Source organism: Stenotrophomonas sp. LMG 10879, from assembly GCF_002750935.1.
Classification (GTDB): Bacteria; Pseudomonadota; Gammaproteobacteria; order Xanthomonadales; family Xanthomonadaceae; genus Stenotrophomonas; species Stenotrophomonas lactitubi_B.
Genome location: NZ_PEJT01000013.1, coordinates 65,898 through 87,407, shown reverse-complemented (window position 1 = coordinate 87,407; position 21,510 = coordinate 65,898). Strand labels below are relative to the sequence as shown.

The following is a 21,510-nucleotide window of genomic DNA, read 5'->3' as shown; positions in this document are numbered from 1 at the left end:
GCGCGTGGGTAGCGCCGGGCCATGCCCGGCGAGCGCAGCGGCGCGGGTACGTTACGGGAACCGCAACTCGACCACGCCGTCATGCGGCAGGCTGACCTTGACCGGCGCGGTCTGCAGGTCGTCTTCGCTGCGGTTGGCGCTGCCGCTGCGCGAAATGCGCGCCAGTACTTCCACTTCGCGATGCGCCGACAACGCTGCAGTCGGCATCGGGCTGTCGCCGTCGCCGAGGCCGACCGTTGCAGGGAAGCTGGCCAAGGGCAGCTTGCGTGCAGCCACCGGCATCGGCGGGCCACCCACCGCGCGCGCCAGCACGAAGACCTGGGTGCTGGCCGGCCAATCACTTGCTTTCAACGATGCGGGCAGGTGCACCCGCACCTGCAGCAGCGCCGGTGCAGTTGCCGGTGCGTCCGCCGGCTGGCCGGCCGCGTCACGGGCGATGGCGATCTGCGCCTGCAGCGCCTGCGCCGCGCCCGGCTCCAGGCGAGGCAGCAGCGTGCTCCAGAGATCGGCGGCCTCGGCGTTGCGGCCACGCTGGCGCAGCGCGATGCCAAGCAGCCAGCTTGCGCGTTCGGCATCGGGCGACAGGGTACGTGCACGCTGCAGCCATGCCAGCGCGGTGTCATCGAACTGCTTGCCCGGATCGGCCTGCGCGCGTGCCTGCGCGGCCTCGACCAGCACGCCCGGTTCGTCCGGCGCCAGGGCTGCGGCGCGGTTGAAGGCATCGGCCGCAGCGGCGGCATTGCCGAGCTCGGCCTGCGAACGTCCCAGCAGCGCCCAGCCATCGGCGCGTTGCGGGTCACGCTGCAACGCCTGCTGCAGTGCTTCTACGCCGTCACGCAGGGTCGCGACCGACGGCGCAGGCTGCACCTGTGCGGCGCGGGGATTGCCAACCAGCAGGTACAGGCAGGCACCAGCCACGCCCAGTGCCACCACCCCCAGCACGAAGCTGCGCCGGCCTTGCTGGCGCAGCGGCCACAGCACCACGGCCGCCAACAGCGCAGCGGCCACTGCGGCGACCATCGGCAACCCGTACGTCACCAGTCCTCTCCCTCGGTTGGGTTCACTGCAGCAGATGCATCCATCTGCCGGCTGCGACGACGGACGATGCCCATCACCACCAGCGCGCCGCCACCCAGTACCAGCAGCGGACCGCCCCACAGCAGCCAGGTGCCCGGTTGCAGTGGCGGTTGATAGAGCACGAACTCGCCATAGCGGGCGACCAGGAACTGCTTTATCGCCGCATCGTCGAGGCCCTGCTGCATCAACTGCAGCACTTCACGGCGCAGATCCTGGGCGATCTGCGCATTGGAATCGGCCAATGACTGGTTCTGGCACTGCACGCAGCGCAACTGCGCGGCCAGGTCGTGGAAGCGCGCTTCCTCGGCCGCATCGCGGAACACCAGCGGCCGCGCATCATGCACCGGTTGCTGGGCAAGGCCGGCGATCGGCAGCGCCAGGGTCATCGCCAGCAGCAGCGGCAGCAGCCAGCGCATGCGCTTACGGCGAGGCGTGCAGGGTGTTGCCGGCATCGCCCTGGGCCTTTTCAAGCTTTTCCAGCGCCGGAATCAATTTCTCGTCGACCACCTGCTGGGTCATTGCACCGCTGTACTTCCAGCGCACGATGCCACTGCCATCGACCAGGAAGGTCTCCGGTGCTGCGGTAACACCCCAGTCGATGGCGGTGCGACCTTCGATGTCGCTCAGTACGACCATGAACGGGTTGCCCAGCTGTTCCAGCCAGTGCAGCGCGTCGGTGGGTTCATCCTTCCAGTTGTAGCCGATCACGCGCACGCGCTTGCTCTCGGCGAAGCGGGTCAGCACCGGATGTTCTTCGCGGCAGGCCGCGCACCAGCTGCCCCAGACGTTGAGCAGGTAGGGCGCACCACGCAGCTCTTCGCTACGCACGATCATCTGCGGGTCATGCAGCACCGGCAGCGCGAACGCCGGCGCCGGCTTGTCGATCAGTGCCGAAGGCAGCACATCGCGCTGCGGATCGCCCGATTTCATCACCCCGTAGATCATCAGGCCAAGCAGGCCGAAGAAGAACAGGACGCCAATCACGATGGCTACCGGCGGCAGCGGGCGGGAAGGGCGTGGGGCGGGCGACTCGGACATGGGGAACTCCTACGGACGACGAAAGCGGCGATCGGCGGCGGTGATGAATCCGCCCAGGGCCATCAACAGCGCGCCCAGCCAGATCCAGCGCACGAAGGGCTTGATGTGCACCCGTACCGCCCATGCATTGTTGCCCAGCGGCTCGCCCAATGCCACGTAGACATCACCGCTGAGGCGTGCATCGATGCCGGCTTCGGTCATCACCTGGCCGCCGCTGGCGTACTGGCGCTTCTCCGGATGCAGCAGGGCCAGTTCGCGACCCTCGCGCAGCACCCGCAGATGGCCGCGGTCAGCGATGAAATTGGGGCCTTCGCGGTGGTCCACGCCCTCGAAGCGGACTTCGTGGCCGGCGACCACCACCTGCTGGCCCGGTGACAGCGCGACTTCGCGCTGCACGTTCAAGGCTTCCACCAGCAGCGCGCCGGCCAGGAACACCGCGACACCGGCATGGGCGACGATCATGCCAAGCATCTCGGCAGTGAAGCGGCCATTGCCACGCAGGCGCTGCCAGACGAAACGGGCGGTGCCCAGGCCGACCCAGGCTGCGGCCGCGACGCCGATACCGGCCTTCCAGCCATTCTGCGGCGCCTGCCACCAGGCCCAGGCGCCGAGCAGCAAGGCCAAGCCCGCCCATGGCAACAGCACTGCCAGTGCGCGCGAGGGTTGGTCGCGCTGCCACTTCACCAGCGGACCGAACGGCAGCAGCATCACCAACGGTGCCATCAACAGCAGGAACAGGCTGCCGAAGTACGGCGGCCCCACCGAGATCTTGCCCAGCGACAGCGCATCGGCCAGCAGCGGGTAGAGCGTGCCGAGCAGGACCATCGCGCAGGCGCTGGCCAGCAGCAGGTTGTTGGCCAGCAGCAGGGTTTCGCGCGAGGTTGCGGTGAAGCCACGGCGCGGATCGCCGGCATCCACGGCCAGCCGCGGCGCACGCAGCGCATACAGCAGCAGGCTGCCACCCACCAGCACCGACAGGAAGATCAGGATGAACAACCCGCGCGAGGGATCGGCGGCGAACGAATGCACGCTGGTCAGCACGCCGGAGCGGACCAGGAAGGTGCCCAGCAGCGACAGCGCGAATGCCGCGATGGCCAGCAGCAGCGTCCAGCTGCCGAAGGTGCCGCGCTTTTCGGTCACCGCCTGTGAATGGATCAGCGCCGCGCCAACCAGCCACGGCATGAAGCTGGCGTTCTCGACCGGGTCCCAGAACCACCAGCCGCCCCAGCCCAGTTCGTAGTACGCCCACCAGCTGCCCAGTGCAATGCCCAGCGTGAGGAAGCCCCAGGCGACGTTGGTCCAGGGCCGCGTCCAGCGTTGCCAGCGCGCATCGACGCGGCCTTCCAGCAGCGCCGCCACGGCGAAGGCGAACGGCACCGCGAAGCCCACGTAGCCCAGGTACAGCATCGGCGGATGGATGATCAGCCCCGGGTCCTGCAGCAGCGGGTTGAGATCACGGCCTTCCAGCGGCACCGGGTTCAAGCGCAGGAACGGATTGGAGGTGAAGATCAGGAAAGCGAGGAAGCCGACACTGACCACGCCCATCACCGCCAGCACGCGCGCCTGTACCGGTGCCGGCAGATGCCGCGAGAACAGCGCCACCGCGCCGGTCCACAGCGCCAGCACCAGCGCCCACATCAGCAGCGAGCCTTCGTGCGCCCCCCACACCGCCGAATAGCGGTAGATCAGCGGCAGCAGCGAATTGGAGTTTTCGGCGACGTAACGTACCGAGAAGTCCTGCTGCACGAAGGCCGCCGTCAGTACGGCGAAGGCGCCGGCCAGCAGCAGAAGCTGGGCAAATGCAGCCGGACGGGCAACGGCCATCCATGCCTCATTGCTGCGCTGCGCACCCACCAGCGGCAACACGGCCTGCAGCAGCGAGGCCAGCAACGCGCAGAGCAGGAGGATCTGACCGAATTCGGGAAGCACTCAGCGCACCTCGGGCGCCGTGACCGGCACATCGTGCTTGCGATGCGCATCGCCCATCTTGTCGGCCACTTCCTTGGGCACGTAGTTCTCATCGTGCTTGGCCAGTACCTCGTCGGCGACGAAGATGCCGTCCTGCAGGCGGCCACTGGCGACCACCGCGGTGCCCTCGCGGAACATGTCCGGCAGGATGCGGTCGGTACTGACCGGCAGCGTCGCATCGCCGTCGGTGACCACGAAGTGGGCCTGCAGTGAGCCGCTGGGCCGATCGAAGGAACCCTTCACCACCATGCCGCCCAGACGGAAGCGCGACTGCGCATCGACGTCCCCGCGCAGTACTTCCGAAGGCGTGTACAGGTAGGCGATGTTGCGCTGCAGGGCGAAGGCGACCAGGGTGGTCGCCAGCGCTGAGGCCAGCAGCAGCAGGAGCACCCAGATCATGCGGCGTCGCTGTACCGGCGTCATCGGCTGAGCTCGGTGGCCAGCGGCGCCTGTGCCGCCGCGTTGCCACGCGCCTGCAGCCGCTGTTGGCGGCGTTGCGCCAGCTGTCGGGCGCTGCGCAGGCGCAGCCACGAGCCCAGCGCATCGGCGCCCAGCACCAGCAGGAACACCGCGAAGGCGGCGATGAGGTAGGGCAGGTGGGTCATTGCCGTGCCTCCCCATCCGCGGTGCCGAAGCGCTCGCCGATCCAGGCCTTGCCGGCCTCGCGCGCGATGTTGTCGGCACGCGCCTTGGCCAGCAGCGAGCCGACGAACCACAGTTTGGTGGCCACCACCATCCACCACAGCGGGGCGATCAGTTCCGGCCGCACCGCGTTCTCGCCGAACACGTTGATCGACTGGCGCTGGTGCAGCGCCCCCCACCAGTCCACCGAGTAGCGGATGATCGGCAGCAGTCCCACACCGACGATGGCCAGCAGGCCGGCCGCGCGTGCGGCGCTGCGGCGGTCTTCGATGGCGTGGTACAGGCCGATCACGCCCAGGTACAGGAACAGCAGGATCAGCTCGCTGGTCATGCGCGGGTCCCAGTCCCACCAGGTGCCCCAGGTGCCCTTGCCCCAGATGCTGCCGGTCAGCAGGGTGATCAGGGTGAAGCCAGCGCCCATCGGCGCACAGGCCATCGCCAGGATCTCGCAGATCTTGATGCGCCAGATCAGCGCGATGGCGGCGTAGGCAGCCATCAGCGCAAACACGAACAGGCTCATCCAGGCGCTGGGGACATGGATGTAGATGATGCGGAAGGCATCGTGCTGGTTCTGTTCCGGCGGTGCCACGAACAGGCCCTGCCACAGGCCGATCAGCAGCACAGGAACCGCCGCAGCGTAGAACACGCGGGACCAGCGTGAGGCGAAACGATCGAAGGTCGGGGGCGAACCGAGTTGATGGAACCAGCGGACGATCGGATTCATGCGTGGCGGCTATCCAGCAGGGGTGGATTGGCTCTCAGCTCGGTCAACTCAGAGAAATACGGATCGCAGCAGCGGTGGCCAGCGGTGCCAGCACCAGGGCGATCACCAGCCCGGCGCCCAGCATCAGCAGCGCACCGACCGGATCCTGTCCGCGGCTGGCTGCCGCCAGGCTGCCGGCACCGAAGACAAGCACCGGTACGTACAACGGCAACGACAGCAACGCCACGAGAATACCAGAGCGCCGGATGCCCACGGTCAGTGCAGCGACCACGCCACCGATCAGGCTCAACAACGGTGTTCCCAGCAGCAACGATGCCAGCAGCATCGGCAGCTGGTCATGCGGCAGATGCAGCATTTCCGCCAGCAGCGGGCTCAGCAGGATCAACGGCAGGGCGGTGGTCGCCCAGTGCAGCAGCACCCGCACCAGCACCAGCCAGGCCAGCGGCACCGGCGCCAGCAGCCATTGTTCGAGCGAACCGTCTTCAGCATCGGAGCGGAACAGCGAATCCAGTGCCAGCTGCCCGGCCAGCAGCACCGCCAACCACAGCACCGCACCGGCGGTGGCGGCCAGCGGCTGCGGGTCGCGGCCCTGGGCGAGGGCGAACAGCACCACCACCAGCAGGGCGAACAGCACCGGCTGCAGCGCATCGCCGCGGCGGCGCCAGAGCAGGCGCAGGTCGCGCGCCACCAGGGCACGGGCGGTCTGCCACAGGCCCGGTTCAGTGCCCGGCGCGATCATGCTTCACCGCCCAGATCGAGCTGGCGGGTGCGTACCGGCGGCGCGGCATAGGCGCCATGGGTGGTGACCAGGGCGGCGCCGCCGCTGCGCAGGTGTGCGGAAATCATCCGGTTGACCAGGTTGATGCCTTCCAGGTCGAGGTTGGCATAGGGTTCGTCGAGCAGCCACAGCGGGGCCGGCGACAGCCAGATGCGGGCCAGCGCCAGCCGCCGTTTCTGTCCGGCCGACAGGTGCCGCACCAGGGTGTCCTCGTAGCCGGCCAGACCAACGATGGCCAGCGCATTGCCCGGCATCTGCCGTGCGCGGCGGCCATGCAGGCCACACAGGAAATGCAGGTTCTCCAGCGTGTCCAGGTCCGGCTTCAGGGCAGGCAGGTGGCTGAGGTAGGCGACATAGCGCGCGCGCTCGGCGTTGCTGGCCGGCTTGCCGTCGATCAGCACCTGGCCCGCGCCCGGGCGTGCCAGGCCCGACAGCACGCGCAGCAGGGTGGTCTTGCCGGCACCATTGCCGCCCTGCACCAGCAGCGCCTCGCCGGCATCCACGTGGAAGTCCAGCGGGCCGAACACCGGCTCGTCATTGCGGGAGAAGCTCAGGCCGCTGGCGGCCAGCAATGCAGGGGTGTTCAAGGCGCAGGGGTCTTCATGCGGGAGTGCGGCGGCAATTGTAGCGGTGAATGTGACCCGGTAGCGCCGGGCCATGCCCGGCGAGCACGCGGCGCGGCTTGCCATCGGTGCGGCATGTGCAAAGAGCCGCCGGGCATGACCCGGCGCTACCGTCGGCGCCGCAGGCCGGGTCGGGATTTCGTACACTTCCAGCCCTTGTTTCCCCACAGCCCAGGCCGATGCAACCGAACACCAAGCTGCCCAAGGTCGGTACCACGATCTTCACCGTGATGTCCCAGCTCGCCGCCGAACATGGCGCGGTCAACCTCGGCCAGGGCTTCCCGGATTTCTCTGCGCCGCAGCGCCTGATCGACGAAACCAGCAAGGCGATGGCCGCCGGCCTGAACCAATACCCGCCGATGACCGGCGTGGCACCGCTGCGCCAGGCCATCGCGCAGAAGTCGCTGGACCTGTACGGCGCGCAGATCGATCCGGACACCGAGATCACCGTCACCAGCGGCGCCACCGAGGCGATCTTCAACGCCATCCACGCCGTGGTGCGTGCCGGTGAGGAAGTGATCGTGCTCGACCCGGCCTACGACTGCTACGAACCGGCCATCGAGCTGGCCGGTGCCACGGCGGTGCATGTGCCGCTCGACCCGCAGACCTTCGCGGTGGACTGGGACCGCGTGCGTGCGGCGATCACCCCGCGCACCCGCCTGCTGATGGTCAACACCCCGCACAACCCGTCCGGCGCGATGCTGGACGAAGCGGACATGCAGGCCTTGGCCGACGTGCTGCGCGGCACGCAGATCTACCTGATCTCCGATGAGGTGTACGAGCACATCATCTACGACGGCCGCCGTCATGAATCGGCACTGCGCTACCCGGAGCTGCGCGAGCGCACCTTCGTCATCTCCAGCTTCGGCAAGACCTACCACTGCACCGGCTGGAAGATCGGCTACGCGGTGGCGCCGCCGGCGATGACCGCTGAATTCCGCAAGGTGCACCAGTACAACACCTTCACCAGTTTCGGCCCGGCGCAGTACGGTTTTGCCGCGATGATCCGCGACGAACCGCAGCATCACCTGGAACTGGGCGCGTTCTATGAAGCCAAGCGCGACCGCTTCCGCGAGCAGCTGGCTGGCACCCGCCTGAAGGCGCTGCCGGTGCCGGGCGGCTACTTCCAGCTGGTCGACTATTCGGCCATCAGCGACCTGCCGGACCACGAGTTCGTGAAGTGGCTGACCATCGAGAAGGGCGTCACCGCCATCCCGCTGTCGCCGTTCTACGAAACCGCGCCGGCCGGCCAGCGGTTGGTGCGCCTGTGCTTCGCCAAGAACGAGGCCACCCTGGACGCGGCGATCGAACGCCTGCGCCTGCTGTGAGCGGAGAAGACAGCATGCAGGACCTGCGCATTTCCCTCGTCCAGGGCGACACCCGTTGGCACGACCCGGCGGGCAACCGCCAGTATTACGGTGCGCTGCTGGCACCGCTGGCCGGGACCACCGATCTGGTGATCCTGCCGGAAACCTTCACCAGTGGCTTTTCCAACGAGGCCATCGCCCAGGCCGAAGGCATGGACGGCCCGACCGTGGCCTGGGTGCGCGAACAGGCCAAGGCCGTGAACGCGGCGGTGATCGGCAGTGTGCAGCTGCGCGATGGCGAGGGCGTCTACAACCGCCTGCTGTTCGCCACCCCTGACGGTGGCCTGCAATACTACGACAAGCGCCACCTGTTCCGTTACGGCGGCGAGCACGAGCGCTATGCCGCCGGCCGCGACCGCCTGTGCGTGGAATGGAAGGGCTGGCGGATCAATCCGCAGGTCTGCTACGACCTGCGTTTCCCGGTGTTCTGCCGCAACCGCTACAACGTTGAGCGTGTTGAACAACTGGACTTCGACCTGCAGATCTTCGTCGCCAACTGGCCGTCGGCGCGCGCCTATGCGTGGAAGACCCTGCTGCGCGCGCGGGCGATCGAGAACCTGTGCTTCGTCGCCGCAGTAAACCGCGTGGGCGTGGACGGCAACCAGCTGCACTACGCCGGCGATAGTGCGGTCATCGACTTCCTCGGCCAGCCGCAGGTAGAGATCCGCGAGCGCGAGCAGGTGGTGACTACCACCATCTCGGCCGAAGCGCTGGCTTCGCACCGTGCACGCTTCCCGGCGATGCTCGATGCCGACGCCTTCCATCTGGATGTGCAGGCCTGATACGGCGGCTGAACGCCTGCCGCCTCACCGCGCGCGCCTGCATCCAACGTGCACGCGCGCGCTGCTAGATTCGCCCACATTCCGACCGATGTGGACGTGTTGCCGATGAATACCAAGCCCTTTGCCCTGCTGCTGGCGCTGGCCGCCGCGTCGCTGGCCCCGACCGCTCAGGCCGGCGGCAACCTCGATTGCCAGCTGCGCTACAACCTGTCGGGCTGGTCGCTGATCTACAAGACCGCCTCGGGCAACGGCACCATCCACTGCACCAACGGCGCCAGCATGCCGGTGCGGATCCAGCTGAAGGGCGGCGGCCTGACCGTCGGCAAGTCGAAGATCACCGATGGCCGTGGCAGCTTCACCGGCGCCAGCAGCGTCGGCGAGCTGCTGGGCACCTATGCCTCGGTAGGCGCGCACGCCGGTGCGGTGAAGTCCAGCAACGCGCAGGTGATGACCAAGGGCGATATTTCGCTGGCCCTGTCCGGCACCGGCAAGGGCTGGGACCTGGGCGTCGACGGCGCGGCGTTCACCATCAGCCGGCGTTGATCGGGGATGGCCCGACGCCTTCCCAGCTGATGCGGATGTAATGCTGCTCGGCGTCGCTGGGCAGCCGTTCGACACCGAAGCGGTTGTTCAGCAACTGCTCGACGACACCGTCGACGAGGCGCTCGCTGGCCAGCGCCTTGTTGAAGCCGAACACGATGTAACGGCGTCCGTTTTCCGAGCCCACCTGGATCGATTTGTCGAGATCGCTGTAGTACTGCTCGACCGGTCGAGTCGCTGCGTTGGCGTTTTCGCGTGCCTGTTCCGCGGTGATGGTGATCATGGGCATCTACCTCGTCGGGGGGAGTCCGCACGATAGCCAGCGCTGCCGCGCGGTTTCCGGCAGTGGCGCACAGCGCAGCGCATTTGCAGCAATTCCTAGGCCATCCCGCGTCGCCGCCGCAGCAACCATAGCGCCAGCAACGCGCAGGCGATGATGGATGGCGCCAGCATCTGCAGTGCGCCGACAACGGCCATCGCCGCGCCGATCAGCAGGTAGTAGAGCAGGCCGAACAGGGCGCCGGCACTGCCCAGGCAGTGTGCATAGCCGCGTAGTGCCTGCCCGAGCACATTGGGGATGGCCAGGCCGAATCCCGCTACGACCGGCAGCATCGCCATCACCATGACCGGTTGCCCGCGCAGCAGCGCGGCCAGGACACCACCGGCCAGTACCAGCGATGCCGCGATTCGGATGCGCGTCAATGCAGGGACGCCGGCACGCAGCAGGCGCCCATTGCCCCAGGCGCCCAATGCCGAGCCCAGCGCCAGCACCGCACCGCTGGCGCCGAACCAGCCGACCGGCCAATGCAGGCGTGCAAACACGAATGGCCCCAGCGCGTACCAGCTGTACATGGCCACGTTGAAGGCCATGACCAGCAACGCCTGCGACCAGATCCAACGGTCGCCCAGCAGTTGCCGCAGCAGCGGCCGCAGCGGTACGGCTGCGATCTGCGCGGGTCGGCTTTCACGCAGCCCGGTCACGCAGCCGAGCATCAGCAATGCCGCGATCAGCAGCAGACCCGCCTGCACGCCGGCGTAGCCATCGGCGGCAACCAGCAACGCGCCCAGGGCCAGCCCGATCGCCGGGCTCAGCGCCAATGCCATTCCGATCCAGGAAAACGCCTGCGCCAGCGCAGGTCCTTGCAGGTGGTCGCGCAGCACGGTCTGGGTCACGACCGAGGTGGCGGCGGCTCCCGACGCGGCCAGCATCTGTGCCGCCAGCACCTGGCCGAACGTGCGTGCGGTCAATCCGCCCAACGCGGCCACAACGAAAACGACCAGGCCACCCAGCAGGGCGGGGCGCCGACCCACGCGGTCGGCCAATCGTCCCCACAGCAGGACGCCCAGCGCGAAGCCCAGCAGGTACAGGCTCATCGCCTGGCTGGCGGCGCTCGCCGGCAGCGCAAAGCGTTGCGCCAGAGCGGCGAGCGCCGGGCTGTACAGGGTCTGCGCCAGCTGCGGAAACATCAGCAGGGCAATGGTGAGCAGCAGCAGGCGAGGCGACATCAGCGCGCTCCGGAAACAGGGGCGCGCATTGTCGTGGCCCCGGCGATGACGCACTCTAGGGATCAGGACAGTAAATGGATGAAATCGGACATGGCGTGGCTGCAGCCCGACGCTCTCTTCGATGCCGATGCCTGGAGCGCACCGGTGATCGGTATCGCTGCAACCCTGGCCGAGCACGACTCGGGATGGCACCAGCACGCACGTTCGCAGCTGCTGTACACCCGCGCCGGTTGCACGCGGCTGACGTTCGGCGATCGCATCAGCCTGCTGCCGCCATCGCGCGCGGCGTGGATTCCCGGTGGCCTGCTGCACCGCGCGCAGATGCGGCAGGCGGTGGACTATCGATCGCTGTACTTCGATGCCGCGTTGTCGGCGCAGTTGCCGCAGCAGCCAGCAATCATTGGTGTCGGTCCGCTGCTGCAGGCGCTGCTGGAGCCGATCGCGCAGGCGCCGTTCGCCCATGACTGGCAAGCGTCGCGAGCGCGGCATCAACTGGCCCTATGCGTGCTGGAGATTGCCGCCGCACCGGCAGAGCCGATGGAGCTGCCATTGCCACGCGATCCGCGCATCGCCCGCTCCTTGCCGGTGGCCGAACAGCTGCCCCCCGAGCTGGGTGAGCTGGCCGCGCGCAGCGGCCTGAGCGAGCGCACGATCAGCCGCCTGATGCAGCGTGATACCGGGATGGGCTACCAAGCGTGGCGCCAGCAATGGCGGCTGATGCGGGCCATGGAATTGCTGCTGCTCGGCCATCGCGTCGCGCATGTGGCGTTGGAGCTGGGGTTCTCGGCGGAGAGTCCTTTCATCGCCTTTTTCCGCAGCATGGCTGCGACCACGCCCGCGGCCTTCCAGCGTGCGGCCAGAGGCAGCCCCGCAGAGTGAGGTGTCCGTTGCTGCGCCTACTGCTGGGCCATCAGCCAGGCCAAGGTGCCGCGATGCGGTTCGGGCACGGTGGAGGATGCGGCATCGAGCAGCATCAGTGATGCCCAGCAGACGTCGGCAGCCGGTGCAGTTTCCATCCGCGGCAGTATCGCCAAGGCACGTTCGCGTGTGCTTTCGTCGGCCATCGAGGCGAGCAAGGCCTCGGTCGCCTCGGCAATCTGCTGTTCACTGGCAGGGGTTGCGGGTCGCTGTTCGAGCTCGGCGAGGCTGGCCTCATAGCTCATCTCGAACCAGAAATCGATGTCCTGCGACGGTCGCTTCTCCAGTTCGTCGAACAAGGTCCTGCCCACCTGCGCGATGTCCGACGCCGTGGTGGCGCGGGCGATCATTGCGCATTTCTCCACCGGCATTCCGCGCAGCATTGCGGCCAGCAACTGCGCACGGCGCTCCAGCATGGGGCGGGGCAGGCGGCCGATTCCATCCAGTGCAAGCTGTGCACCAGCGACAGCAGCCTTGTCCTTGCTGCCGGCCTGCTTGATGCGGGTGAGATAGCGCTCATCGACGATCAGCCGACGCAGCATGCGGTCGGCCGGATCATGCAGGGCCGAAGATTTCGGCCAGGGATTCTGCGTGGCGGCGATTTCCTGCTTGAGTCGGTCGGCAGCGCGTTCGCAGCCGCCGACCAGCAGAAGAGCCACCAGCAGGGCGCCCATGCGGGCGCCCAGAGACAACATCCGTGTCATCGATCGTTCCATCCTGGTTGGGTTGGATCAGCCGCCGCGCGGGCCGCTGCGACGCGGGCCACCCGGGCCACGGTTGCCGCCGGGGCCACCCGGGCCGCGGTTGCCACCCGGGCCACCCGGACCACGGTTGCCACCGGGACCACCCGGACCGCGGTTGCCACCCGGACCACCCGGGCCACGGTTACCGCCCGGACGTGCATTCGCATTGCCGCCCGGACGACCGTTGCCGGCCGGACGCGAGGTGCCGTACGGACTGAAGCCCGGATTGGCGTGGTCGGACGGGAAGCTCGGGGCATTGCCCGGATGGCCGTACGGGTGCTTGTTGCCCTGGCCCTGCGAGCGGTTGCCCGCACCGGCCGGACGACCCTGGCCGCCGGCGCCACCGCGTCCTTCGCCACCGTAGCCGCCGCGACCTTCACCGCCGTAGCCGCCACGACCCTGGCCGCCACCGGCGCCTGCGCCCGGACCCTTCGGCTTGCCGTACGGACGGCCCTGGCCGCCGGCACCTGCACCTGCGCCCGGACCACGGGCACCCGGGCCACGTGCACCTGGACCGGCATTGCGGTGGCCGCTCGGGCCGGTGCTGACGCCGTCCGGCACGTACCAGGTACGGAATGCGGCCGGATTGCCTTCCGGCAGCGAACGGTCGTTCTTCGGCGCGCGCTGCTTGAACGGGCGCTGCGACTGCTTGGCTGCGGCTTCACCGCTGACCGTCAGGCCGCCCTTGAAACCACCGCCACCCTTGCCGCCGCGACCGCGGCCGCGATCTTCGCGCACGTTGTCGAAACGACGCAGTTCGCGGCCTTCATCGGCGGTGTTGTGACCGTTGACGTAGGCGTTGCCGCGGCCACCTTCGCGCACGCGCACGGTGGTCTTGGCGGCACGACGCTGGCCGATCACCGGCTGCAGGGTCAGGGCCGACGGCGCGCCTTCTTCCAGCTTCAGTTCGGCGCGCAGCGCTTCGACCTGGCTGCCCGGCAGTTCGACGGACTGGCCGCGGGCCAGTTCGCGCGGCAGGCTGACCTTGCCGTAGCGGGTGCGCTTGAGGCGGCTGACCTGGCAGCCCTGCGATTCCCACAGGCGGCGCACTTCGCGGTTGCGGCCTTCCTTCACCACGACGCGGAACCAGTCGTGCGAATCGGTACCGCCGATGCGTTCGATCTCATCGAACTTGGCCGGGCCATCTTCCAGTGCGACACCACGGGTGAGGCGGTCGACGACGGCGTCAGGCACCTTGTCCTCGCCTTCCGGGGCACGCACGCGCACCACGTACTCGCGCTCGACCTCGAACGAGGGGTGCATCATGGCGTTGGCCAGCTCACCGTCGGTGGTCGCCAGCAGCAGGCCGGTGGTGTTGATGTCCAGGCGGCCGACGGCGATCCAGCGGGCACCCTTCAGCGCCGGCAGGGATTCGAACACGGTCGGGCGACCTTCGGGGTCTTCGCGGGTGGTCACTTCGCCTTCCGGCTTGTTGTAGACCAGCACGCGCGAGGGCTCGGCCAGCGCGGTGGCGACGAAGCCGCGACCGTCGAGCTCGATCTTGTCGCCGCTCTTGACCGACATGCCGGTCTGCGCGACTTCACCGTTGACCTTGACCAGGCCTTCGGCGATGCGCTGTTCCAGCGCACGACGCGAGCCGAGGCCGGCCTGGGCCAGGACCTTGTGCAGGCGTTCTTCCAGCTTGAACTGTTCGGACGTGGCTTCGCGCTTGAGCGAAAGCTTGTTCAACGAGGGCTTGCGGGGGGTGTCACTCATCAGTTTTGCTCCGGCCGACGGTTTCGAGGTCGGCCTCTGGTTCGGAATCGGCTTGGTCAACAGCCACGGTCGTCTTCGCGACGGCGTTGTCTTCGCGTTCGTTCACTGTCACCGCGCGCTCGCCCGGCGCGGAATCGGGGTGCCCATCATCGGAGGGCGAAGGTGCTTGCTCATCGTCGGCCGCCGCAGGGAATGCGTCGGCAGAATCGGGGGTGTCGCCGGCGGTCATGCCGGTGTCGTCATTTGCAGCGGCGTCCGGGTCGGCGCTCACGTCCGGGCCGTCGGCACTGGCGACCGGCGGTGCGTCGCGATCCAGCGCCAGCTGCGGTTCCAGGTCGCCCAGGTCCTTCAGCTCGGAAAGGGGCGGCAGTTCGTCCAGGCGTTTCAGCCCGAAGTAGTCCAGGAAGCCCTTGGTGGTGCCGAACAGGGCCGGCTTGCCGGGTACGTCGCGGTGGCCGACCACGCGGATCCACTCGCGCTCTTCCAGCGCCTGGATGATGTTACTGCTGACCGCCACGCCGCGCACCTGCTCGATCTCGCCACGGGTGATCGGTTGCCGGTAGGCGATCAGTGCCAGCGTTTCCAGGGTGGCGCGGGTATAGCGGGTCTTGCGTTCGGTCCACAGCCGGCTGATCCAGCCATGTACTTCAGCGGTCACCTGGTAGCGGAAGCCGGAGGCCACCTCCACCAGTTCCACGCCACGGTCCTGGCAGCTCTCGCGCAGCCGTTCCAGCGCACGTTCGATGCTGCCCGGCGGTGCCGGCTCATCTTCCGGGAACAGGTCCTTCAGCTGGGCCAGGGTGAGCGGCTGGCTGGAGGCCAGCAACGCACCTTCGACAATGCGGTTGATCAGCGTTTGATCCATCGGCAGTCAGCGCTCACTCGTTTTCATTGGCGGCGTCGTTGTCGTCGAATTCGCTGCTGAACTGCAGCGGGGCATTGGTGTTGCCGGCGGCCAGGGACTTCACGTAGATCGGCGCCAGCGGTTCTTCCTGCACGAGGTCCAGCAGCTGCTCCTTGGCCAGTTCCAGCACCGCCAGGAACGTGACCAGCACGCCCAGCTTGCCTTCTTCGGCGGTGAACAGGTTTTCAAAACGATAGAACCTGCCGTCTTCAAGCCGTCCCAGCACTTCGCCCATGCGCTGCCGGACACTCAGTGCCTCGCGCTTGATCGCGTGGCCGGTGAACAGCTCGGCGCGCTTGAGCACGTCGTGCAGCGCCATCAGCATTTCCTTCAGGTCCACCGGCGGTGGCAGCTTCACTGCGGCGCGCTCGGGCATGAAGGCATGCGCCACGGTGGTATCGCGGTCCTGCCGGGGCAGGGCGTCGATATCCTCGGCAGCCTGCTTGAAGCGTTCGTACTCCTGCAGCCGTCGCACCAGCTCCGCACGCGGATCGGCTTCCTCGCCCTCCACGCTGGGGGGGCGGGGCAGCAGCATGCGCGACTTCACTTCCGCCAGGATCGCCGCCATCACCAGGTACTCGGCGGCAAGCTCGAAGCGCAGCTCGCGCATCACGGTGATGTATTCCACGTACTGCCGGGTGATCTCGGCCACGGGGATGTCCAGCACGTCCAGGTTCTGCCGGCGGATCAGGTACAGCAGCAGGTCCAGCGGTCCTTCAAAGGCGTCCAGGATGACTTCCAGCGCATCCGGCGGGATGTACAGGTCCTGCGGAATCTGCAGGACCGGTTGCCCATGCACCACGGCCAGCGGCATTTCCTGCTGCTGGGGGGCGGGCGGCCGGGTTGGCGTGTTCGCGTCGAGCGCGAGTTCGGAAGTCATCTAATGGAGATCAGGATTGCAACGGACCAGTCGCGGCAGCTGGCACACCGGGCAACTGCCACGGACCGCCAGGACACCAGGCACGCCTGTCTCGGCGCGGTTCCACACATCAAACAACAGGACGCTCCGCAGGACACGGCAGCGACAGGACTACGGGAGGTCGTCTACGGGGCCCGGTCGTGTGGACCGGTTCGAAGCAGCGGGTCGGTCGTCGGGGGCTGCGTTGGCCGCAAAAACCGACGGGCTGCTGCATCCAGCCACGTGCAATGGTTGCTAGGGTAAGCCTTTGCCGCGCCAGTGTCCAGCCGAGGCCGGGCAGGGGGCGGGATTGGCTAGAATCGCTTCACCAGCAACGCGAGCGAGGAAATGCCGGTGTGGTATGTGATTGAAGGTTACGACGGCCAGGATGTACTGGCCCAGCGGCTGCAGGCGCGGCCCGAGCACCTGGCGCGGTTGACCGCACTGCGCGATGAAGGCCGCCTGCTTCTGGCGGGGCCGTGTCCGGCGATCGACAGCGAAGACCCGGGCCCGGCAGGGTTCAGTGGCTCGGTGGTGATTGCCAGCTTCGACTCGCTGCCGCAGGCCCAGGCCTGGGCCGATGCCGACCCCTACGTCGCCGCAGGCGTCTACGTGCGGGTGCAGGTGCGTCCGTTCCGCAAGGTGCTGCCGTGAACGCGAAACGCATCGAGCAGATTCGTGATGCGCTGCAGCAAGCGCTGGCCCCCAGCGTGCTTGAGATCGAAGACGACAGCCATCGCCATGCAGGCCACGCTGGAGCGCGCGATGGTCGCGGCCATTTCAACGTGCACGTGGTCAGCGAGCGCTTCGCGGGACTGGCCCCGCTGGCCCGTCATCGCGCGGTCTACGCAGCGCTGGGCACGCTGATGGAAACCGACATCCACGCGTTGTCCATTCGCGCACATACCCCGTCAGAGCAGGGCTGAAACCCTGTCCCGAGCTGTCCTGGCAGGTCCGTCGAGGGGCCTGCCAAGGACAGATTCCTGTGTCCGTTTAGGGACATTCGCCTAACGGACTGTTTACAAGCGCAGATGGAAACGCTTACATTCCGCGCCATTGCTGGTGGATCCAAGCCGTGGAGGGCGGCTTCGTGAACAAAGCAGCCATAACAATCAAAGACGTCGCCCGTGAAGCCAAGGTCTCTGTGGCCACGGTTTCGCGCGCGCTCAACGGGCATGAAAATGTCGCCGAACCGGTCCGCCAGCTTGTGCTGGAGGTGGCCGCACGGCTGCGTTACACCCCGCACGCCGCTGCCCGCAGCCTGAGCAGCCGCCGCACCAATACGGTGGGCGTGGTGCTTCCAGACCTGTACGGCGAATTCTTCTCCGAACTGATGCGCGGCATCGACAACGTCGCCCGCAGCCGGCGCCAGCACCTGCTGGTGTCGAGCTATCACGGCGACCAGGAGCAGCAGGGCGCAGCCCTGCGCGCCATGCGCGGCCGGGTCGACGGTCTGCTGGTGCTCTCGCCCTATGCGGAGAGCCCGGGGTTCCTGACCGACAACCTGCCGCAGGCATTGCCGACGGTACTCATCAACACCTACCTGCCTGGGCAGGACCATCCGGTGTTGAGCATCGATGACCATGCAGGGGCGATGGCGATGACCCGCCACCTGCTCGACGTCGGTCATCGGCGCATTGCATTCATTTCTGGCCCGGACCTCAACTTCGACGCGCGTGAGCGCCTGCGCGGCTTCCGTGATGCGCTGGCGGCTTTTGGCGGTGGCGCCGAGGGGATCGAGTTGCCCGGTGATTTCGACGAAGCTTCCGGCCATCGCGCCGGTCAGGAGTTGCTGGCAGCCGGCACGCTGCCCGATGCCGTATTCGCCGCCAACGATATGATGGCCCTGGGTTGCCTGTATGCCTTCGCGCAGGCAGGTGTCCATGTGCCCTCCGATGTCGCCCTGGCCGGTTTCGATGACATTCCGCTTGCGCGTTTCGTCCACCCGTCGCTGACCACCATGCAGGTCAGCATCGCCGAGCTGGGCGATCGGGCGATGTCGCGTTTGTTGCAGTTGATGGACGGCACCTCCACGGATGGGACAGGGGACAAACAGACCCTGGTCCCGCGCCTGATTGTTCGCGATTCCACCACTCCGCCATCCGGCCATTGAAGCCAGAGGCGTTCCTTCTTTTTTGATTGATCGCAGGTGCCGCGCAAGCGGTCACCGCCACCCGGAGATTGAGTTGATGATGCATTCCACGATCCGCACGCCGGCGCGCCGGCTGCTGAGCACCGCCCTGGTCAGCTGCCTGATGCTGGCCGCCGCCCCGAACGTCATGGCGCAGTCGGCCAACGCCAGCCTGCGTGGCCAGGTGTCCGGCGCGCAGGCCGGTGCCGAAGTCACCGCCACCAACATCGCCACCGGTACCGTGCGTCGCGGCACCGTGCGCGCCGACGGCAGCTATTCGCTGATGGGCCTGGACCCGGGCACCTATGACGTGGTGGCCAACGGCCAGACCCAGAAGGTCACCGTCACCGTCGCCTCGACCTCGACGCTCAACTTCGCTGGCGCCGCCGCCGGTGGCACCGGTACGACCGCCGCCACCAACCTGGACACCGTCAACGTCGTCGCGCCGACCCTGCTGCAGGAAGTGCGCACCTCCGAAGTCGGCAAGACCGTCAGCCTGCAGCAGATCCAGACCACCCCGCAGGTGTCGCGCAACTTCCTGGAGTTCGCCGACGCGGTGCCGGGCCTGATCTTCACCCGTGATGCCAAGGGCAACACCTCGCTGCGCGGCGGTGCCACCAATTCCGACGGTACCAACGTCTACATCGACGGCGTGGGCCAGAAGAGCTACGTCAAGGGCGGCGGCGTGGCCGGCCAGTCCGGCAGCGCCGGCAACCCGTTCCCGCAGCTGGCCATCGGCGAATACAAGGTCATCAGCGGCAATTACAAGGCCGAGTACGGTCAGGTGTCGAGCGCCGCAGTGACCGCTGCCACCAAGTCCGGTACCAATGAATTCAAGGGTGAGGCGTTCTACCGCTACACCGATGAGGACATGCGCGCCAAGACCCCGGCCGAGCGCCAGGGCGGCAAGGACAAGATGGTCTCGGCCGAGAAGGAATACGGTTTCGCCCTGGGCGGCCCGATCATCCAGGACAAGGCCCACTTCTTCGTGACCTATGAAGCCAAGCGCTTCGACCTGCCGGTCACCATCGCGCCGGACGGCGCGGTCACCGGTGCTGCCGGCCTGCTGCCGCCGGCAGGCGCCGCCGGCCTGGGCCCGGCCAGCCAGCCGTTCCAGCAGGATCTGATCTTCGGCAAGATCGACTTCGAGCCGACCGACAACGATCGCATCGAACTGACCTTCCAGGACCGCGATGAAACCCAGTCGCAGTTCAGTGGCCAGACCTCGCCGGAAGCCGGCCGTGAAGTGGTCAACACCGACCGTCGTTACGCCCTGCGCTGGAACCACAGCGGCGAGCGTTACTACAACGAAATGATGGTCACCCATGAAGATTCGTTCAACAACCCGACGCCGCTGACCCTGGCCAACGGCATCACCTACACCGCACCGGACGGCACCGAAGACCGCACCGTGGTGAAGATCGGTGGCGCATCGGCACTGGATTCGCAGGTGAAGGGCCAGAAGGGCTGGTCGATCGAAGACAACCTGACACTGGATGGCATCCAGTGGGCGGGCGACCACACCATCAAGATGGGCGTGAAGTACAAGGCGATCGACCTGTACGCCTCCGATGCGGCGCAGATCAACCCGACCTTCACCTACAGCCTGGGCGATCCGGACTTCCCCGATTCCATTCCGTACAAGGCGCAGTTCGTCAAGCCGGTGACCGGCGTGGATGGCGTGTCCGGTGAAGTGCGTTCGAAGTCCAAGCAGTACGGCGTGTTCATCCAGGACGACTGGCAGGTCAACGACCACCTGCAGCTGAACATCGGCCTGCGCTGGGACTACGAAAAGACCCCGTCCTACCTGGACTTCGTCACCCCGCAGGCCGTGGTCGACGCGATCTATTCGCAGGATCCGCGCGGCCCCGCCGGCCAGACCTACGCCGATTCGCTGGCGCTGGGCGGCCTGGACATCAGCGACTACATCAGCAACGGCCACAACCGCAAGGCATTCAAGGATGCCTGGCAGCCGCGCCTGGGCTTCTCGTATGACATCAACGCCGACGAGCAGCACGTGATCCACGGTGGTGCCGGCCGTTCCTACGACCGCGACCTGTTCGACAACCTGCAGCTGGAAACCACCAAGCTGGCCCTGCCGCAGCCGACCATCTACTTCCGTAACCCGGCCACCGGCACCTGCATCAACGGCCAGGCCGCCTGCTATGACTGGAACCCGAACCTGCTCAACGGCATCGGCAACCTGCAGAGCCTGGTCGGTGCGACCAGCAATGCTGGCCTGGAAGTGGATCTGCTGAACAACAAGCTGAAGGCTCCGTACTCGGATCAGTTCAGCCTGGGCATGAGCAACCAGATCGGTGACTGGCTGACCGACGCCACCATCGCTCGTACCCTGAGCTACGACGGCTTCGCCTTCACCCTGGGCAACCGTTACCCGACCGGCCAGTTCTTCGATGACCCGCGCCTGTGCGGTGGCACCGAGCCTGGCCTGAGCCAGGCATGGAGCTGCAACGTGCCGGGCTTCGGCAGCCTGATCATCGGCCAGCAGGGCATCAAGACCCGTGCGACCCAGATCCTGCTGTCGGCGCAGAAGCCGTTCACCCAGGAAAGCGGCTGGGGTACCTCGATCGCCTACACCTGGACGACCGCGCGCCACAACCGCGACATCAACGAGAAGTACGCCTTCGACCGCGGCCTGATCGAGGATTACCCGACCATCCGTTCCAACGGCGCGCCGCGTCACCGCTTGGTGGTCACCGGTTCGTACGCGGGCTTCTGGGGCATCACCTTCGGTGGCAAGATCACCCTGGCCACCCCGACCGCCGTCAATGACTGGTACCCGGTGCCGCAGGCCAGTGGCTACAACTTGCCGACTCCGCAGGCGGCTGTGCCCAACGCCAATGGCAAGTTCCTGCTGGGCGGCAAGATCTTCGGCTACCGTTCGGTCGACCTGCAGGCGACGAAGACGTTCAAGATGCCGGGCGATACGGAGCTGTACGCGCGTATCGACATCATCAACGTGTTCAACTTCGACAACTTCTCCACCTACAACTACGTCAAGAGCAACGGCAAGCTGCAGGCCAGCTACAACGAGACCGGCGACATCATCGGTACGCCGCGTCAGGTCAAGGCCGAAGTGGGCTTCCGCTTCTGATTGCGGGAAGTTGATGCAGTACGGAGCCCTCGGTTCGCTG

23 protein-coding genes are annotated in these 21,510 nt (G+C 67.2%); 8 read left to right on the top strand and 15 right to left on the bottom strand.

What is annotated here, in order from left to right; all coding sequences use genetic code 11:
- Nucleotides 1-51 precede the first annotated feature (51 nt).
- From CR919_RS18050 to ccmA, 9 genes are read right to left on the bottom strand one after another with little or no spacing between them, the layout of a single operon-like run.
- Nucleotides 52-1,041, bottom strand: coding sequence for a tetratricopeptide repeat protein (locus tag CR919_RS18050; protein ID WP_099821234.1), 990 nt, complete (start codon nucleotides 1,039-1,041; stop codon nucleotides 52-54).
- Complete coding sequence (locus CR919_RS18045) at nucleotides 1,035-1,493, bottom strand: cytochrome c-type biogenesis protein (RefSeq protein WP_099821233.1); 459 nt, start codon at nucleotides 1,491-1,493, stop codon at nucleotides 1,035-1,037. The genes CR919_RS18050 and CR919_RS18045 overlap by 7 nt, the downstream gene beginning before the upstream one ends.
- Before the next feature lie 4 nt (nucleotides 1,494-1,497).
- Nucleotides 1,498-2,115, bottom strand: coding sequence for a DsbE family thiol:disulfide interchange protein (locus CR919_RS18040; RefSeq protein WP_025876469.1), 618 nt, complete (start codon nucleotides 2,113-2,115; stop codon nucleotides 1,498-1,500).
- Nucleotides 2,116-2,124: 9 nt separating this feature from the next.
- Entirely contained in the window at nucleotides 2,125-4,044 is a 1,920-nt protein-coding gene (locus CR919_RS18035; RefSeq protein ID WP_099821183.1) for a heme lyase CcmF/NrfE family subunit, read from the bottom strand.
- Entirely contained in the window at nucleotides 4,045-4,506 is a 462-nt protein-coding gene (gene ccmE, locus CR919_RS18030; RefSeq protein WP_089236204.1) for a cytochrome c maturation protein CcmE, read from the bottom strand.
- Nucleotides 4,503-4,688 (bottom strand): heme exporter protein CcmD, encoded by a 186-nt coding sequence (gene ccmD, locus CR919_RS18025; RefSeq protein WP_099821182.1) that lies wholly within the window; start codon nucleotides 4,686-4,688, stop codon nucleotides 4,503-4,505. Before ccmD ends, ccmE begins: the two co-directional genes overlap by 4 nt.
- Nucleotides 4,685-5,449, bottom strand: a complete 765-nt coding sequence (ccmC, locus tag CR919_RS18020) for a heme ABC transporter permease CcmC (RefSeq protein WP_099821181.1) — start codon at nucleotides 5,447-5,449, stop codon at nucleotides 4,685-4,687. Before ccmC ends, ccmD begins: the two co-directional genes overlap by 4 nt.
- 43 nt (nucleotides 5,450-5,492) lie before the next feature.
- On the bottom strand, nucleotides 5,493-6,188 hold the full coding sequence (gene ccmB / locus CR919_RS18015; protein ID WP_089236201.1) for a heme exporter protein CcmB: 696 nt from the start codon (nucleotides 6,186-6,188) through the stop codon (nucleotides 5,493-5,495).
- Complete coding sequence (ccmA, locus tag CR919_RS18010; RefSeq protein ID WP_089236200.1) at nucleotides 6,185-6,886, bottom strand: heme ABC exporter ATP-binding protein CcmA; 702 nt, start codon at nucleotides 6,884-6,886, stop codon at nucleotides 6,185-6,187. The genes ccmB and ccmA overlap by 4 nt, the downstream gene beginning before the upstream one ends.
- Before the next feature lie 143 nt (nucleotides 6,887-7,029).
- Between ccmA and CR919_RS18005 the strand changes: the two genes are divergently transcribed.
- The 3 genes from CR919_RS18005 to CR919_RS17995 all read left to right on the top strand — a co-directional run bounded on the left by CR919_RS18005 (nucleotide 7,030) and on the right by CR919_RS17995 (nucleotide 9,542).
- On the top strand, nucleotides 7,030-8,178 hold the full coding sequence (locus CR919_RS18005; protein WP_099821180.1) for a pyridoxal phosphate-dependent aminotransferase: 1,149 nt from the start codon (nucleotides 7,030-7,032) through the stop codon (nucleotides 8,176-8,178).
- Between the two features lie 14 nt (nucleotides 8,179-8,192).
- Nucleotides 8,193-8,999: an amidohydrolase gene (locus CR919_RS18000; RefSeq protein ID WP_099821179.1), complete on the top strand. Its 807-nt coding sequence runs from the start codon at nucleotides 8,193-8,195 to the stop codon at nucleotides 8,997-8,999.
- 105 nt (nucleotides 9,000-9,104) lie between these two features.
- On the top strand, nucleotides 9,105-9,542 hold the full coding sequence (locus CR919_RS17995) for a hypothetical protein (protein ID WP_089236197.1): 438 nt from the start codon (nucleotides 9,105-9,107) through the stop codon (nucleotides 9,540-9,542).
- Here CR919_RS17995 and CR919_RS17990 read toward each other — a convergent pair.
- Entirely contained in the window at nucleotides 9,529-9,822 is a 294-nt protein-coding gene (locus tag CR919_RS17990; RefSeq protein ID WP_099821178.1) for a hypothetical protein, read from the bottom strand. The genes CR919_RS17995 and CR919_RS17990 overlap by 14 nt on opposite strands.
- 95 nt (nucleotides 9,823-9,917) lie before the next feature.
- Nucleotides 9,918-11,045: an MFS transporter gene (locus CR919_RS17985; protein WP_099821177.1), complete on the bottom strand. Its 1,128-nt coding sequence runs from the start codon at nucleotides 11,043-11,045 to the stop codon at nucleotides 9,918-9,920.
- 78 nt (nucleotides 11,046-11,123) lie between these two features.
- On the opposite strand from CR919_RS17985, the gene CR919_RS17980 reads away from it, so the two are divergent.
- Nucleotides 11,124-11,924 (top strand): helix-turn-helix transcriptional regulator, encoded by an 801-nt coding sequence (locus CR919_RS17980; RefSeq protein WP_243380308.1) that lies wholly within the window; start codon nucleotides 11,124-11,126, stop codon nucleotides 11,922-11,924.
- Between the two features lie 17 nt (nucleotides 11,925-11,941).
- Here CR919_RS17980 and CR919_RS17975 read toward each other — a convergent pair whose 3' ends face one another.
- The 4 genes from CR919_RS17975 to CR919_RS17960 are packed head-to-tail and all read right to left on the bottom strand — an operon-like array spanning nucleotide 11,942 to nucleotide 16,206.
- Nucleotides 11,942-12,667, bottom strand: coding sequence for a hypothetical protein (locus CR919_RS17975; RefSeq protein WP_133119639.1), 726 nt, complete (start codon nucleotides 12,665-12,667; stop codon nucleotides 11,942-11,944).
- Between the two features lie 27 nt (nucleotides 12,668-12,694).
- Nucleotides 12,695-14,422 (bottom strand): pseudouridine synthase, encoded by a 1,728-nt coding sequence (locus CR919_RS17970; RefSeq protein ID WP_099821174.1) that lies wholly within the window; start codon nucleotides 14,420-14,422, stop codon nucleotides 12,695-12,697.
- Nucleotides 14,415-15,287 carry an SMC-Scp complex subunit ScpB gene (gene scpB / locus CR919_RS17965; protein WP_099821173.1) on the bottom strand — a complete coding sequence of 291 codons (873 nt, stop codon included), beginning with the start codon at nucleotides 15,285-15,287 and terminating at the stop codon, nucleotides 14,415-14,417. Before scpB ends, CR919_RS17970 begins: the two co-directional genes overlap by 8 nt.
- A gap of 13 nt (nucleotides 15,288-15,300) precedes the next feature.
- On the bottom strand, nucleotides 15,301-16,206 hold the full coding sequence (locus CR919_RS17960) for a ScpA family protein (protein ID WP_025876498.1): 906 nt from the start codon (nucleotides 16,204-16,206) through the stop codon (nucleotides 15,301-15,303).
- Nucleotides 16,207-16,578: 372 nt separating this feature from the next.
- Between CR919_RS17960 and CR919_RS17955 the strand changes: the two genes are divergently transcribed.
- The 4 genes from CR919_RS17955 to CR919_RS17940 all read left to right on the top strand — a co-directional run bounded on the left by CR919_RS17955 (nucleotide 16,579) and on the right by CR919_RS17940 (nucleotide 21,470).
- Complete coding sequence (locus CR919_RS17955) at nucleotides 16,579-16,878, top strand: YciI family protein (protein ID WP_089238010.1); 300 nt, start codon at nucleotides 16,579-16,581, stop codon at nucleotides 16,876-16,878.
- Entirely contained in the window at nucleotides 16,875-17,150 is a 276-nt protein-coding gene (locus CR919_RS17950; RefSeq protein WP_099821172.1) for a BolA family protein, read from the top strand. Before CR919_RS17955 ends, CR919_RS17950 begins: the two co-directional genes overlap by 4 nt.
- A 164-nt stretch (nucleotides 17,151-17,314) precedes the next feature.
- On the top strand, nucleotides 17,315-18,337 hold the full coding sequence (locus CR919_RS17945) for a LacI family DNA-binding transcriptional regulator (protein WP_099821232.1): 1,023 nt from the start codon (nucleotides 17,315-17,317) through the stop codon (nucleotides 18,335-18,337).
- Nucleotides 18,338-18,413: 76 nt separating this feature from the next.
- Entirely contained in the window at nucleotides 18,414-21,470 is a 3,057-nt protein-coding gene (locus tag CR919_RS17940) for a TonB-dependent receptor (protein WP_099821171.1), read from the top strand.
- Nucleotides 21,471-21,510 lie beyond the last annotated feature (40 nt).